We start from the raw sequence: 15,872 nt of genomic DNA on the forward strand, positions 1-15,872 counted from the left end.
GGGAAGCAATAGATGGCAAATCCTTTTGAAAATGCGGATGGCACATATTTGGTGCTGATCAATAAAGAGGGCCAGTATTCCCTATGGCCCGGTTTTATAGATGTGCCGAGCGGCTGGACAGTCGTTCATGAGCAAAAAGGGCGTGAAGCTTGTCTGGACTATATCCAATCGCATTGGAGCGATATGAGGCCAAACAGCTTAAAGCCTGTTGAAAATGTGTAATCGCATAAAAAAGAGACTGCAGCCGCAGTCTCTTTTTCTATCTTACGCAGACGTTTGGGTATGATCACAGTCTCTGACCGGGTTCCCGTTTTCATCTGTACACCACGATTGGGATAAAAACGCTAAAAACACAGCGGCCCACTGATCGGCAAATTGAATCAGAATGCCTCCGTCATGCCAAGAGCCGTTGTCTTTTTTCCAGCGGGTATCCATTGCATTCCCTTGATTCATATGGATATTGTGCATGCCGTTGGTCGGAGTAAAACCGAATATTTTATCCGGAGCCTGTTCCGGCCCAAATTTTGAACCGAATATATAAACCGGTGCTTTCTCGTCTTTCGCTTTCTTCATATACGTTTCAATAAAATCATTTAAATCATTATCTGGTCCCGTGATTTCATGCGGCAAAGGCTTCATTTTCCGCGGGTCAAACAAATTGCCCCGCACATAATCCAGCGCCACTTCACGGTTTGCCTCATTGATCCTTGTATATCCATACGGCATGTTCGGAAGGATGGTAATCGAGCTTGAATCAAACTGATCGTCAGCCAAATACAATACTTCAGATTCCTCAGAACTGGACATCACATTGATGGCGCACCTGTAATACGTATTCTCTTCACCGAGCACTTTGACTTGGAAATGAGGACTGTCATCATCGGTTTCACGCTTCATGTCTAAGACAATGCCTTTTAACACGCCATATTGCTGAACAGCCATATGAATCCTCCTTTATGATCAACTTCATAGTTTTAGTTCGTGAAATGGTCTCTTTTTTCCTTTTAAAAGATAAAAAAAGCCTGCAGAAATCTTTCTGCAAGCTCAATGTGAATTAAGCACCCGCCACAGATGACTCATCCTGTAAAGCTTTCTCGGCAGGCACATACTCATATCCTAAATCTTTTGCCACAGCCTCATAGGTCACGTGTCCGTTTGCTGTGTTTAAACCAGCTCTCAGTGCCGCATTGTCTGTTAGCGCTTTTGCTGCCCCTTTGTTAGCAATTTGCAGCGCGTATGGAACAGTAACGTTAGTCAGGGCGATTGTTGATGTACGAGGGACAGCACCCGGCATGTTTGCTACAGCGTAGTGGAGAACACCGTGTTTTTCATATGTCGGCTGATCATGGGTAGTAATATGGTCGACAGTTTCGACAATGCCGCCTTGATCGATCGCAACATCGACAATCACTGAACCTGGTTTCATTTGTTTTACCATTTCCTCAGTGACAAGAGTCGGAGCTTTAGCACCCGGAATTAATACCGCGCAAATGAGAAGATCCGCTTCTGCCACAGCATCTGCGATATTGACCGGATTAGAAATTAGCGTTTTAATCTGATGGCCGAAGATGTCATCAAGCTGGCGCAGGCGGTCTGCGTTTAAGTCGATGATGGTCACATCTGCACCGAGGCCGACAGCCATTTTGGCCGCGTTTGTGCCGACAACGCCTCCTCCGATAATCGTTACTTTTCCGCGGGAAACGCCAGGCACTCCGGCAAGCAGAATGCCTTTTCCGCCTTTAGGTTTCTCTAAGAATTGAGCTCCGGTTTGCGCTGCCATTCTGCCTGCAACCTCGGACATTGGCGTCAGAAGCGGCAATGTCCGGCCGTCACTAACCGTTTCATAGGCGATGGCCGTAACCCCTTTATCCTTCAAGGCCTGTGCAAGCTCAGGCTCAGCTGCTAAATGAAGGTACGTAAACAGCACAAGTCCTTCGCGGAAGTAGACATATTCTTCCGGCAGCGGTTCTTTGACCTTCATGACCATTTCGGCGTCCCAGACCTGTTTTGGATCAGCAATGATTTCCGCTCCTGCTGATTCATAGGCTTCATTTTCAAATCCGCTTCCAAGGCCCGCGCCTGTTTCAACCAGTACCCGGTGGCCGTTTGAAACGAGCTGAGAAACGCCCCCAGGTGTTAGTGCGACGCGGTTTTCATTGTTTTTTATCTCTTTAGGAACCCCTATGATCATATCTGTCTCCTCCTGTATCTGTGATGTTTTTAGTGTAGCTTGATTTTTTGGAAAATTCTTTGTTTGAATAAGAAAATAAAAAAACATGGATTTGTGAAATTTCACAAATCCATGTGCCGAAGCTTGATATCTAAATAGATGGTGAATTTTTGATTCACATTTTTTAAATCGATTTCAGCGATCTGGCTGATGCGCTTGAGACGGTAATTCAACGTATTAACGTGTATATTCAAAACCTTGGAAGCGGTATTCACGTTGCTGTCTGCTTCAATAAAACGCTCTAGCGTTTCTACCATATTAGACTGGTGATCGCGGTCATACTGTTCCAGTTTGGAAAGCGAATAATTAAAATATCCCGTCTGTTTCCGTTTTTCATCTAGGACATCCAAGTATTGATAAATGCCTAGCTCAGAAAAACTGAAAAGATGTTTTGTCTCTTCTGCGAACCGTTCCTTGGCTTTTAAGACGGATAATGCTTCCTGATAGGAGCGGGAGACAAAAGAAATAGTATTGTATATTCCGCCAAAAGCGATCGAAACGTCTTCTATTTTATAACGTTCCTTCAGCTGTTTTTGCGTACTGAAAGCAAACTGCTTTAAATCTTGAAAAGGGTGATCTGTTTTAGGAGCGGTTAAAATAATGAGTTCATTGGAATCTACTGTTGTCAGCAGAACGTGAACCTGCTGGGTTGTTTCCTGCAAATATTGCAGCTGCTGTTCGATTTTTTCTGTCAGCTCGCCGTTTATCCGGATGATCATAACGGAAAACTCAGAAGGGGCGACCATTCCAAGCTTGTGGAACCCATCCGCCATGTCTTGCTCCTGATAAATATGTCCAGTCAGCATTTTCCAGAAAAACTCTTGGCTGCGTTCTTCATTTTTCGTTTTTCTGATTTGGAGTTTGAGAAGCTTGTTTCTCACTGCTTTAGCCGCCATTTGCAGTGTCATCAGATCATCGTCAGACAATGTTTTTTGGATCTCAAGCGCCCATATGAAGCCCAGCACTTGGTTGTTTTTCCAAATGGAAATTGCAACGCGATTGCTCAGTCCGACTTCATCTATTTGCTTTACTCTGATCGGCTGGTCTGTTTTTAAAAGAGCTGGAATCGTCCCGTCTTTCCACAACTTGTTAATGACCTTCTCCGGTACTCTTCTGCCAATGATTGTAGACGTTCGGGCAGGATCTGTGCAGTCGCTGTGTGTGCTGTAGGCAAGCAGCTTGTGGTTGAAATCTTCTATAGTAATCGGGCAACGCAGAACGTCGCTGATATGATCAGCCACATCTTCAAGTCTGTCAAAACTGTATTTAAACGGATCATTCGGCATGGTCATAAATCTCCCTACTTTTCATGCTTGATTTCTCTTTGACATCTCATCCCCTTCCTTTTATTATGATTGTTGTTGTTTGTGAAAATCAACAACAAAGAGCGGAAGCCAAAAAAACAATTACATGGCATACTGAGAGAAACGTCTTATATATGATTGGCGGTGCATCGGCCTCTTTGCAGTACAGTTGTATGCCTTATATGATACGAAAGCTTATCCTATTATTCTTCTAAGAAAGTCATCGGGGGCGAGACTGATTAAGGAAAGAAAAAACTGAACCTTTCAGAAATGGTGCTCTAGCATCAAATTTTCTGAAAGGTTTTTTTTGGGAGTTGGAGAATCATTTGGGTCTTTTGGATTATTCGGAGGATGAAGAGAAGATTGAGAAAATGAACCTACCTATTTAACAATTTATGTCATTTTTAAGCGATTTGGGGTAAACCATTGGACTCATTTTGTAAAATTAAAACATATTTGTTTGACTGTACCGAAAAACTGTTTTTATAATAATGACGTTCTAAAAATAAGTGAATTAGCCCATATTTAGGCTGATGGCACAGGAGGTAATGAGGAATATGGCAGGATTAATTCGTGTCACACCCGAAGAGCTAAGAGCGATGGCGAAGCAATACGGCGTTGAAAGCCAAGAAGTATTGAATCAGGTTGATCGTTTAAACCGAATGATTTCTGATTTGAAAAGCATGTGGGAAGGTGCTTCAAGCGAAGCGTTCGCAGATCAATACGAGCAGCTCAAACCTTCATTTATCAAAATGTCAGATTTGCTTCAAGATGTGAATCAGCAGCTTGATCAAACAGCAAATACACTTGAGTCTACTGACCAAGACATCGCAAATCAAATCCGCGGATAACAGTATGAAAGGGAAGGAGCGCCTGATTCACGAGAAGACGGCGCTCTTTCTATGTAAGGGTGATCCTAAAATGTATATTGATATTACAATAGATTTGAAACATTATAACGGCAGTGTCTTTGATCTCAGATTGTCAGATTACCACCCGGTGAAAAAAGTAATTGATATTGCTTGGCAGGCTCAAAGCGTAGCTATACCTCCGCGCGAAGGGCACTGGATCAGAGTGGTTAATAAGGATACGGTGTTTTCCGGAGAATGCAAGCTGTCTGATTGCGGCATTACAAACGGAGACCGGCTTGAAATATTATGAAAGGATCTGGTTGAATGTCGGATAAACAAAAATCATATTTAGAAAACCAATTAGAAGCCGTTGCCGAGAAAACAGATGCCGGCTATACATTTACCTTTCAGCGGGAAAAAATAAAGCTTCTGGACGGTCTCGAAGCCAACGTGATCAAAGATGTAAATCCATTTTTTCATAAAGAGATCGATGTGACGGATGATGAAGTAATCATCACAATCCAACCTCCTCCCTCCTATAAAGCATTCCGCTTAATGAAAGCTAAAGATAAAAAAAGCAAATGGCAGTTCGCCTATCAGCTTGTTCAAGCTGTACAGCAGCACAATCTGTCGAGGCTGAATTTGATTGTCGCTCCTGAAAACATTGTATTCGATAAAGGCCTAACGCCTTATTTTCTCCATTATGGAGTAAAAGAAAGCATTCCTCCTTACGAGCGTGATGAGGAAAGAGTGTGGCGGGAGCTGAAAGCGGCAGCGGCTTTGGCAGTTGACGGCGCGTTTGCATTTGAAGACTACCTGAAATTCAATGATACGCTGACGTTCTCCGCAGAGGCTAAAGCGATATTGGATGCGGCGACCTATGATGACCTGCTCGAGCAGATTCAAACTCATATCGATGAGCTCGAAGCCAAAGCGAAAACATACATACATATCCCGAGAAAAAAGTGGAACATCCAGCGATATATCGGCCTGGGGCTCATTGTTTTGCTGGTGCCGGCCCTTATTTATTCGATGTACGCTTTATTTTTCGCACAGCCAAAGCACCAGGCGATAGTGGACAGCAACCGCGCTTTCCTAAACAAGCAGTACAGTGAGGTTATCAGCACACTGTCTAAATACGATGCGGAAAGCCTGCCTGAATCGGTGCAGTATCAGCTGGCGACGTCTTATGTTGAGGTTGAAAATCTAGGGAGTGCAAAAACGAAAAATATTGAAAATAATTTAGTCACTCTGCAATCAGATCCTCAGCATTTCTTGTATTGGATTGATTATGGCCGAGGGAATTACAAAGAAGCTATCAGTATTGGCCGTAAACTTGAGTACAATGATTATATTTATTTTGGCCTTGCTAAATATAAACAGCAGCTTTTATCTGAAGACACAAATGATGAAGAAATACAAAAAGAACTTGATTCAGTAAATAGTGAGCTTGAAAAAGCAAAAAAGGAACATGAAGACAATCAAGGACAGTCTAATACTGACACGTCTTTAGTCGATACAGCCAAAGAACAAACAGACGAAGAAAAACAAGCTGAAGAGAAAGCGGCAGAAGAAAAAGCCGCAGCCGAGGAAAAAGCGAAAAAAGAAGAACAAGCGAAGAAAGAAAAAGAAACAGAAAAGAAAGATGAGAAAAAAGATGATAAATAACGTGATACATGAAGCGCAGGTCATCGCATGCTGCTATTCGGCCGTAAGGAGGTTCGCCATTTGAGTCTATTATGGGTTTTTTACCAAAATAACGTTCAAAAACTGAAACTGACTGACCTCCCGTCGTCCCATCCGGTGACCATAGGGCCTGATGTGAAGGATTCCGTTACGATCGGCACCATTCCGTTTGAAAGCGGAGTGATTTCCCTTCAAAGAAAGGAATCCGGCGGCCAATACGAAGTTTTCCTGGGAAATGATTGTCTCGGCACGATTGAGCCGGATACATCATTTTCTCTCCAAACGGATCAGCAGGATATACGCTTGATATTGACGGGCAGTGAGCCTCATAAATCCGTTTATTTTACGGGGAATCGGGATGAAATCATATGCTCTTCAGAAAAGACAAATGCAGATATGTATCTGAATCCGCAAGATTTTGCTTTTGCAGAACAAAGCACGTTCTCTTTGCTTCGTGTCGGCGGAAGCTGGTCGGTTCGTCCTGAAAGCGGGACGATCTTCTTGAACGGAGAGAAGATCATCGACAATACACCGCTCCAGCCGGGGGATGAAATTTTCTGGAACTTTACGCAAATGAGAGTGACGGAACAAGACCTTTTAGAAATTGTTCATTTTGCCCCTTTTGAAACGGCATTAACAGAAACGGTCAAACCGAGCACAGAGATGCAGAAAAAATATCCGCAGTACAGAAGAACGCCGCGAATGGTGTACGACCTGCCGGATGACCGCGTTTCCTTCAGTTTTCCCTCTCAGGAGAGCGATCAAACCAATAGAGGGCTATGGCTCGTCATTCTGCCTCCGCTTGTGATGCTGATCGTGATGGGCGTTGTCGCCATCATTCAGCCGCGCGGCATATTCATACTCGTTTCTCTGGCGATGTTTATGATGACCCTCATTACCTCGACAGTGCAATATTTCCGGGATAAAAACCAGCGGAAAAAACGTGAGGAAAAGCGGGAGCGCGTGTATAAGCTTTACCTAGACAATAAGCGGAAAGAACTTCAGGCGCTTGCTGAAAAGCAAAAGCAGGTACTTGAATTTCACTTCCCTTCATTTGAACAAATGAAATACTTAACTAGTGAAATCAGTGACCGAATTTGGGAAAAATCACTTGAAAGCAAGGATTATCTCCAGCTGCGGCTGGGGACGGGAACAGTCCCTTCAAGCTATGAAATCAATATGAGCGGCGGAGACTTGGCCAATCGTGATATTGATGACCTCATGGAAAAATCGCAGCACATGCAGCGTGTCTATAAGGACATTCGCAATGCGCCGGTTACGGTTGATTTGGCGGAAGGTCCGATGGGGCTTGTCGGTAAATCACAAATTGTGAAAAATGAGATTCACCAGCTGATCGGACAGCTGTCGTTCTTCAACAGCTATCACGATTTGCGTTTCGTTTTTATTTTTCATGAAGAAGAGTATAAAGACTGGGAGTGGATGAAGTGGCTTCCGCAATTTCAAATGCCCCATATTTATGCGAAAGGTTTTATATATAATGAGCAAACCCGAGATCAGCTCCTGTCTTCACTTTATGAATTGATCAGAGAGCGCGATCTTGAAGATGACAAAGAAAAACTGCAGTTCAAACCGCATTTTGTATTTGTCATCACGAATCAGCAGCTGATCTCAGAGCACGTCATTCTCGAATATTTAGAAGGACAGCACGAGCATCTGGGCATCTCTACAATTGTTGCCGCAGAAACAAAGGAAAGCTTGTCGGAAAACATTACGACTCTTGTCCGCTACATCAATGAGCATGAAGGCGACATTTTAATACAGAAGAAAAAAGCGGTAAGAATTCCGTTCAGCCTGGATCATCATCAGCGCGGGGACAACGAACGGTTCTCACGCACGCTGCGGACGCTGAATCACCAGGTCGGCATTACGAATTCCATTCCGGAAACGGTATCGTTCCTGGAGCTTTTTCATGCGAAGGAAGTAAAGGAAATCGGCATTCAGCAAAGATGGCTGACGAGTGAATCGGCGAAGTCACTGTCAGTGCCGATCGGCTATAAAGGAAAAGATGACATTGTGTATCTGAACCTTCACGAAAAAGCCCACGGTCCGCACGGGTTGCTTGCAGGGACAACGGGGTCAGGGAAAAGTGAATTTCTCCAGACCTACATTTTGTCACTTGCGGTGCATTTTCACCCGCATGAAGCGGCTTTCTTATTAATTGACTATAAGGGCGGAGGGATGGCACAGCCGTTTCGCAACATTCCTCATCTGCTCGGCACGATCACAAATATTGAAGGCAGCAAAAACTTCAGTATGCGTGCGCTTGCTTCCATTAAAAGTGAGCTGAAAAAAAGGCAACGCCTGTTTGACCAGTATCAAGTCAATCACATCAATGACTATACAAAGCTGTACAAGCAGGGGAAAGCAGAAGTGGCGATGCCTCACTTGTTCTTAATTTCTGATGAATTCGCCGAGCTGAAAAGCGAGGAGCCGGATTTTATCAGAGAGCTTGTCAGTGCCGCGCGTATCGGGCGAAGCCTCGGCGTTCATTTGATTTTGGCGACACAGAAGCCGGGCGGCATCATTGACGACCAGATTTGGAGCAACTCGCGCTTTAAAGTAGCGCTGAAGGTTCAGGATGCCACCGACAGTAAAGAAATTTTGAAAAACAGCGATGCCGCAAACATTACCGTGACAGGACGCGGGTATTTGCAGGTCGGCAACAATGAAGTGTATGAGCTGTTTCAATCAGCCTGGAGCGGTGCGCCTTACCTAGAGGAAGTCTACGGAACAGAGGATGAAATCGCGATCGTCACGGATACGGGTCTGATCCCGCTTTCCGAAGTTGATACCGAAGATATCGCGAAAAAAGACGTTCAAACAGAAATCGAAGCAGTAGTTGACGAAATTGAACGCATCCAAGATGAAATGGGAATCGAGAAGCTGCCAAGCCCTTGGCTGCCGCCGCTTGCGGAACGTATCCCGCGCACTCTTTTTCCTTCAGAAGAAAAAGACCATTTCCACTTCGCGTATGTCGACGAACCTGATCTGCAAAGACAGGCACCGATTGCTTATAAGATGATGGAAGACGGAAATATCGGCATATTCGGCTCTTCCGGCTACGGAAAATCGATTGCAGCTGCAACGTTCCTGATGAGCTTTGCGGACGTATACACACCAGAAGAACTTCATGTCTATATCTTTGATTTCGGAAACGGAACGCTTCTGCCATTAGCGAAGCTGCCTCATACAGCGGACTACTTCCTGATGGACCAGTCAAGAAAAATTGAAAAGTTCATGATTCGAATCAAAGAAGAAATTGACCGCCGTAAACGTCTGTTCAGGGAAAAAGAAATCAGCCACATCAAAATGTACAATGCGCTGAGCGAGGAAGAGCTTCCGTTCATTTTCATCACCATTGACAACTTTGACATCGTCAAGGATGAGATGCATGAGCTTGAATCGGAATTTGTCCAGCTTTCCAGAGACGGACAGAGCTTGGGTATCTACTTCATGCTGACAGCAACGCGTGTGAATGCAGTCCGCCAGTCATTGTTAAATAACCTGAAAACAAAGGTTGTCCATTATCTCATGGATCAATCTGAGGGATATTCCATTTACGGACGGCCGAAGTTCAATCTTGAACCGATTCCGGGACGCGTCATCATTCAAAAGGAAGAGCTTTATTTCGCACAAATGTTCCTGCCTGTTGACGCGGACGATGATATCAGCATGTTTAACGGATTGAAATCAGACGTTCAGCATCTTCAGGAGCGCTTTGCTTCAATGGAGCAGCCGGCACCGATTCCGATGCTGCCTGAGAGTCTGTCGACAAGAGAATTTTCTCTCCGCTTCAAGCTGGAACGCAAGCCTTTATCTGTACCGATCGGGCTTCATGAAGAAACAGTCAGCCCAGTCTATTTTGATTTGGGCAAGCATAAGCACTGCCTGATTTTAGGCCAGACCCAGCGCGGGAAAACAAACGTCTTAAAAGTAATGCTTGAACATCTGATTGATGATGAAACCGAAATGATCGGCCTGTTTGACTCGATTGACCGCGGCTTGTCCCAATATGCGAAGGAATCAGACGTCTCATATTTGGAAACGAAAGAAGATATTGAGCAGTGGATCGAAACAGCAGAAGATATTTTTAAAACAAGAGAAGCCATGTATGTAGAAGCCGTCCGCCAGGGAGATGCGCAAAACCTGCGATTCTCACAAGTAGTGCTGATGATTGACGGGATTACGAGATTCCAGCAGACGATTGATACGAGAATACAAGACCGTCTGGCAAACTTCATGAAATCATACGCGCATCTTGGCTTCAGCTTTATCCCGGGCGGAAACCACAGCGAATTCTCAAAAGGCTATGACTCCTTGACGACAGAGATGAAGCAAATTCGCCACGCGATTCTGCTGATGAAAAAATCTGAGCAAAATGTCATTCCTCTCCCGTACCAAAGACAGGAGCCTGAGATTCAGCCGGGCTTCGGATATGTTGTGGAAAACGGGAAGGAGCAAAAAGTTCAAATTCCTTTATGTTCTGCTGAAAGGGAGAGTGCTAGATGACAGAACAACGAAAAAGTTTGATCAAGTTAATATCCGCCGTCATCATCATTTTGCTGCTGCCGGTTTTGTTTTTCCGCTTTATCGGAGACGATCCGACGAAAAAAGCAGTCAATTCCACGCGGCAAATCGCGGTGGTGAATGAAGACACAGGCGTATTGAGTGATGAGGTGAAGTCTGATGAAGAGGACAAATCCGCCCATTTCGGCAAGGAAGTAGCGGCCGTTCTGGGTGAACGTCCCGATTATTCGTGGACGGTCGTAAACCGAAGCGCGGCCGAGACTGGTCTCGCGTCAAAGAAATACGATGCGATCGTCTACATTCCCTCAGATTTCTCAAAAAACATTTTGAGCTATGACAAAGATCATCCTCGAAAAGCAACGCTCGAATTCAGCATTCAAGATAACCTGAATGCGGTCAACAAAGAAAAAGTTCAGCGTGAGCTTGAGGATGCCCAAAAGACAATGAACAAAAAAATGTCGGCCTTATACTGGAACTTTGTTTCGCAAAAAGTGGACAACATCAGAGGAGAATTTGACAAAATCGTCAATAAAGAATCTGAATTCCAGAATGTCATGTACAACTTTTACAAACCAAGCTCTAATGATTTAGCAGGTGAAATCAAACAGCAAAAAGACTTAATCGATGAGCTGAAGAAATCAATGAATGAAGCGCAGGGCACGACAAAAGAAAAAGCTTCAACAGCGGAGGAAGCCAAAAACACGCTGAAAGATTTCATTGATACTGTTGAAAGATACAAAGAATATCAAGAAAATCAGAAAAAACTGCTTTTGGCAGCCCAGGATTCAACACAGCAGCAAATCCACACAGGTCTGGATGCCATCCAAGCTCAGCAAAAGGCGAATCAGTTCAGCGAACGCATGAGCGGACTGGCAACAGGGATCAGCCAAGGGAAAACACAGCTTGGGCTTGCTAGTCTCGCGGTAGATAATGCTAAAAAGTCAAGGCAAGATCAAGTGCCATTGCAAGAAATGGGTATGGCGAGGATTCAGAGTGATTTAATTGATAAATTCCAAGCCCAAACAAGGCTAAATACGTTAAACAAAATTTATGAACAGCTTAAAGAGAAGCGTGCATGGTTAGCTGTTCCGGACAGTCAGGGTCCTAGCAATGGCTCTAACGATGACAACCAGAACAATGATAAAGAGCCGGAGAACGTAGATCCGGAAGACCTAAAAATTGATCTTGAAAATCAGCGAGAATTAATGAAAAACATTGCAGCTGACATTCAAGACATCTCAGACAGTCTTAAGGAGCCTGAAAAAGAGGATACGACGCCAGAGGAGCCTAAGACAGAGCCGGATACAAATTCCGGAAATAATGATGGAGACGGTACGACTCCAAATGATCAAAATGATAATTCTGGAGAAGACAATAACAGCAGTGGTACCGGGAATGACGGACAAACGGACGGCAATACTCAGGATCAAGACCAGCAGCAGAACGGCGATGCCTCTAATGGTGAGTCAGACAGCGGACAAACCGACACGGGCACATCTGCCGAACAGACTGCTTCATCTGACTCTGTCCTTCAATTGATCCAGCTGGCAAATGAAGACGGAACCGACGATGGCGCGACTCAGCCTGAGGACGAAAATCAAACAGGAAACGATGAGATTTCTGATATCGCAAAAGCAAAAGAACAACTCAGCAAAGCGTCTGAGCGAATCAAGCAAATTGAAGAAGAACTCAAAGAAAAAGAAACTGCTCATAATGAAGAGCTAGAAAAGAAATTAAAAGAATTGCAAGAGAAAATAGATGGTCTAAATGATGAAATTGTTAAATTGAAGAAACAAGTAAATGATTTAGAAGATCAGTTAAAAGATATGAAAGAACAAGTGTATGATAGTGGCATTTATAAAATGATCCTTGAACTAGAAAATAAAGACCAGCTCCAATTTCAAGGAGTCATTAACACAGTGAAAATTTCTGATTTAATGGATTATTATAAATATCTATCGGTATATGACTCTGTATTGTACGGTACTATTGATTATGATGCAAAGAATACTGTTCTTACCGACCAGCAAGGCAACGTCAAATCCATCCTGGCTCTCTCACCAGCAGAATCAGCTAGCTGGGAAGATCTCAAAAACAACATGATGCAAACCGATGAAGACATTAACAGCTTCATCGACGGCATGACTAAATTTGCGGACGATTACAGCGGCTTTATCCGTGACTCTCAAGCAGGTGTTCTGGACGAGCTGACGAAAATCTCTGAAAGTGCCGCAAAAGCGTCAGAACAGCTGGTAACTGGCGCAACACAGGAATCTGCGACGTTCAGTAACGATGGGCTGTCTGGCACAATGGCGCTGAGTGTCCAAGATACGGTCGGCCAGGAAGTGCTGCAAATGTCAGACATGATGGGTTCATTATCTGACCGCCAGTCAGGCATTATCGATTACACAACTAACATGCAGCAAAGCGTCAATGATGTACAGACGAAAGCTGACACCTTAAACAACAACTGGGGGAAAAATGTCGCCTCAACGAAACTCGTGCGCAATGACGTATACGGCATATTGGGAAATACATTAGTAGACGGGCAAAACAACGGCTATGTATATGATTACTTGGCGAATCCGCTTAAGATCAGCGGAGAGGTTCCGGAAGAAAAAACTCAAACGGTGCCGCCGGTTGTCATCCTTGTCATTGTGTTGATCAGCAGTCTGTTAATCGGCTATTTCAGTTCGTATTACCAAAACGCGCCGCTTCTCGTCAAAGGAGCGCTATTCGGAATTCTGAATATCCTTGTCGGATTGATGATCAGCTTGTTCGGTTTGAATATTTATTCACTGCCGGACGATCAGACGATTAAGTGGTCGGTGTTTACGATTCTATTGCTGGTCGCAAGCTCGGCCTTCATCCGGGCCGCATTCAGATTCGGGTCGATCCCTGGATGGGTGGCTTCAGCAGCAATGATTCTATTCTACGTCGCACCGCTTATTGATTTGATTATGCCGAACTTTACATTTGAAGATCCGGTTTCGAAAGTATATATCGACATCCAGTACGGCACTGGGCATTTGTTTGCAATGGGAATATCGGTTCTGCTGATCATTACGGTGATTGCCGCGGCTCTGCCGCTTATTATCCGGCTGATGGCAGAAAAAACAGCAGAAAGCGATGAAACGTATGAAGCGTAATCGCAGCATGGAAAAGGGGATCATGATTTGTATGCTCTCCTTTTCCCTTTTCATACCCTCTGCCGCCGCTGCCGAAACCGAAGAAAATACAGATGTCGCGCCAAACCAATATGAGAAAAAAGACATTGAAATCGATACGAATTATTTGCATGAAGATACCTACTATGAAGAAAAAACAGAACTGCCTGAGGAACAGAAGGATATCACCTTTGATAAGCCGGAGGATAAGGATGCAGAGCTGTTAAAAGATTTGTTTACATCAACAAATGCCGAGGAATCCAACACGATTGCGGCTCAATCGAAACAGCTTGGGATTACCTTTGCTGAAAAACCAATCACAAAGGCATCATCCACGGAAACAGAAGAAGAACAAGAAACATCTTCTCTGCTGCTTCCGATTATCTATGTCGTGCTGATCCTGCTCGGAATAGCAGGCATTGTGTTCCTCATCCCAAAAGTCACAGCGCAGGAGAACAAAAAGGCATAGGTTCCCGTGCTTGTGTTGAGTAAAAGCGGTACGTACAATAGGAACGGAAGGAGGAGGTTTCCAATGGAACTTTATATCATTACAGGAGCGTCAAAGGGACTGGGTGAAGCCATCGCATTGCAAGCTTTAGAGAAGGGCCATGAAGTCCATGCCTTATCCAGGACAAAAGCTGATGTCTCACATGATAAACTTACGCAGCATCAAATAGACCTCATCAATCTCGAAGAAGCTGAACAGCAATTTGAATCATTGCTTTCATCCATCAATCCAGATCGTTATTCAGGTATTACCCTGATCAATAACGCTGGAATGGTAACACCGATCAAACGCGCCGGCGAAGCGTCTCTTGATGAACTGCAGCGCCATTATCAGCTGAACCTGACAGCGCCTGTACTTTTGAGTCAGCTGTTTACAAGACGGTTTGCTTCATACAGCGGCAAAAAAACGGTTGTCAACATTACGTCAGGCGCCGCCAAAAACCCATACAAGGGATGGAGCGCGTATTGCAGCTCAAAAGCAGGGCTTGACATGTTTACGAGGACTTTCGGATTTGAACAGGAGGATGAAGAACTGCCGGTGAACATGATTTCTTTCTCACCGGGTGTTATGGACACTGAGATGCAAGCCGTCATCCGTTCTTCATCGAAAAAGGATTTCCACGACATTGAACGATTCCGGAAATTAAATGAAACAGGAAGCCTTCGCAGTCCGGCCTTTATTGCCGATACGCTGCTTTCTTTATTAGAAACAGGCGCGGAAAACGGCCGCATTTATGATATAAAAGAGTTTTTGTAGAGCAGAGATTTTCTGCTCTTTTTTTTATAAAAAGGCAACAGTCCGCGCACTTTGTTGAACAGCCGCATATACTGACTGAAACTCTGCTTTTAGGGTATAACAATGATGATAAGAAGATAAAATGATGTGACATAAGAATTGAGTTTCTCTGCAAATTATGTTAGGATTCTAAAAATATCTAAAGGAGGGGTTTCCATGAGAAAGGTTACATTAATGGATGTTTTCACCCATCCAATTGCACAAAAATATATGCAGCGCTCAGGCGTAGCACATGCGATTGCTTGCGCTTATCATGCATACAGGCTGTCTGTAAAGGCTGGCATCAACCCTGATTTAGCTGCAAAAGCGGCGCTGCTGCATGACATCGGCCATTATGAATGGTATACGGACGGTGAGTGGGATTATGAGAAATACAAACGAAATGACATCCATGCCATCAAAGGGGCGGAACGGGCGCATAAGCTTCTGATTCGGCTTGGCGAGGAACCGAAAGCGGCAAAAGAAATTGCCCTTGCCATTTTGCTTCATACCGATTCCTATTTGCCTGAAGGTGAGTTAGATAAAAACACGCTGCAGCAGATTGTCAAAAAAGCGGACGAACTTGATGAAGAGCCGGGCGGCCACCATCATTACCGTCAAATTGATCCTTCAACTGCACGTCAAAAAATAGAAAAGCTGGACAAATTAATCGACCAAGCCCAGGCATCCATGATAAAGCAAGTATAAGTCCGTTTTTTACACGGAACAGCGCCAGCTTTCTACGCTGTCTCCGCTTCATCACCATTTCCTTTACACCCGCTTCCAAACATATTCTCCTAAAAT

The 15,872-nt window shown here is 44.3% G+C and carries 12 protein-coding genes; 9 read left to right on the forward strand and 3 right to left on the reverse strand.

Annotated features, from left to right (window positions below):
- Positions 1-12: 12 nt before the first annotated feature.
- Positions 13-222, forward strand: a complete 210-nt coding sequence (locus BSI_RS04125; RefSeq protein ID WP_003241002.1) for an MbtH family protein — start codon at positions 13-15, stop codon at positions 220-222.
- A gap of 42 nt (positions 223-264) precedes the next feature.
- Here the strand turns inward: BSI_RS04125 and BSI_RS04120 are convergent, their stop codons facing one another.
- From BSI_RS04120 to adeR, 3 genes are all read right to left on the reverse strand, one after another.
- On the reverse strand, positions 265-942 hold the full coding sequence (locus BSI_RS04120) for a YukJ family protein (RefSeq protein WP_003241004.1): 678 nt from the start codon (positions 940-942) through the stop codon (positions 265-267).
- Positions 943-1,054: 112 nt separating this feature from the next.
- Entirely contained in the window at positions 1,055-2,191 is a 1,137-nt protein-coding gene (gene ald, locus BSI_RS04115) for an alanine dehydrogenase (protein ID WP_003241006.1), read from the reverse strand.
- Between the two features lie 101 nt (positions 2,192-2,292).
- Positions 2,293-3,522 (reverse strand): sporulation transcriptional activator AdeR, encoded by a 1,230-nt coding sequence (gene adeR / locus BSI_RS04110; protein ID WP_232918846.1) that lies wholly within the window; start codon positions 3,520-3,522, stop codon positions 2,293-2,295.
- A 569-nt stretch (positions 3,523-4,091) separates the two neighbouring features.
- Here adeR and BSI_RS04105 point away from each other — a divergent pair.
- From BSI_RS04105 to BSI_RS04075, 8 genes are all read left to right on the forward strand, one after another.
- Positions 4,092-4,385, forward strand: a complete 294-nt coding sequence (locus BSI_RS04105; RefSeq protein WP_003220661.1) for a WXG100 family type VII secretion target — start codon at positions 4,092-4,094, stop codon at positions 4,383-4,385.
- Between the two features lie 70 nt (positions 4,386-4,455).
- Positions 4,456-4,695: an ESX secretion system protein YukD gene (gene yukD, locus BSI_RS0121550; RefSeq protein ID WP_010329928.1), complete on the forward strand. Its 240-nt coding sequence runs from the start codon at positions 4,456-4,458 to the stop codon at positions 4,693-4,695.
- Between the two features lie 14 nt (positions 4,696-4,709).
- Positions 4,710-6,053: a type VII secretion protein EssB gene (essB, locus tag BSI_RS04100; RefSeq protein ID WP_003241012.1), complete on the forward strand. Its 1,344-nt coding sequence runs from the start codon at positions 4,710-4,712 to the stop codon at positions 6,051-6,053.
- A 60-nt stretch (positions 6,054-6,113) separates the two neighbouring features.
- Positions 6,114-10,601, forward strand: a complete 4,488-nt coding sequence (gene essC, locus BSI_RS04095) for a type VII secretion protein EssC (protein WP_003241014.1) — start codon at positions 6,114-6,116, stop codon at positions 10,599-10,601.
- Entirely contained in the window at positions 10,598-13,768 is a 3,171-nt protein-coding gene (gene esaA, locus BSI_RS04090) for a type VII secretion protein EsaA (RefSeq protein ID WP_003241016.1), read from the forward strand. Before essC ends, esaA begins: the two co-directional genes overlap by 4 nt.
- A gap of 31 nt (positions 13,769-13,799) precedes the next feature.
- Positions 13,800-14,255: a type VII secretion protein EssA gene (gene essA / locus BSI_RS04085; protein WP_080030893.1), complete on the forward strand. Its 456-nt coding sequence runs from the start codon at positions 13,800-13,802 to the stop codon at positions 14,253-14,255.
- Positions 14,256-14,318: 63 nt separating this feature from the next.
- A complete protein-coding gene (locus tag BSI_RS04080; protein ID WP_003241021.1) occupies positions 14,319-15,050 on the forward strand; it encodes a (S)-benzoin forming benzil reductase in 732 nt (243 codons plus the stop codon).
- Positions 15,051-15,245: 195 nt separating this feature from the next.
- Positions 15,246-15,776, forward strand: a complete 531-nt coding sequence (locus tag BSI_RS04075; protein WP_003241024.1) for an HD domain-containing protein — start codon at positions 15,246-15,248, stop codon at positions 15,774-15,776.
- The last annotated feature ends 96 nt before the right edge of the window (positions 15,777-15,872 follow it).

Source organism: Bacillus inaquosorum KCTC 13429 (assembly GCF_000332645.1).
GTDB classification, from domain to species: domain Bacteria; phylum Bacillota; class Bacilli; order Bacillales; family Bacillaceae; genus Bacillus; species Bacillus inaquosorum.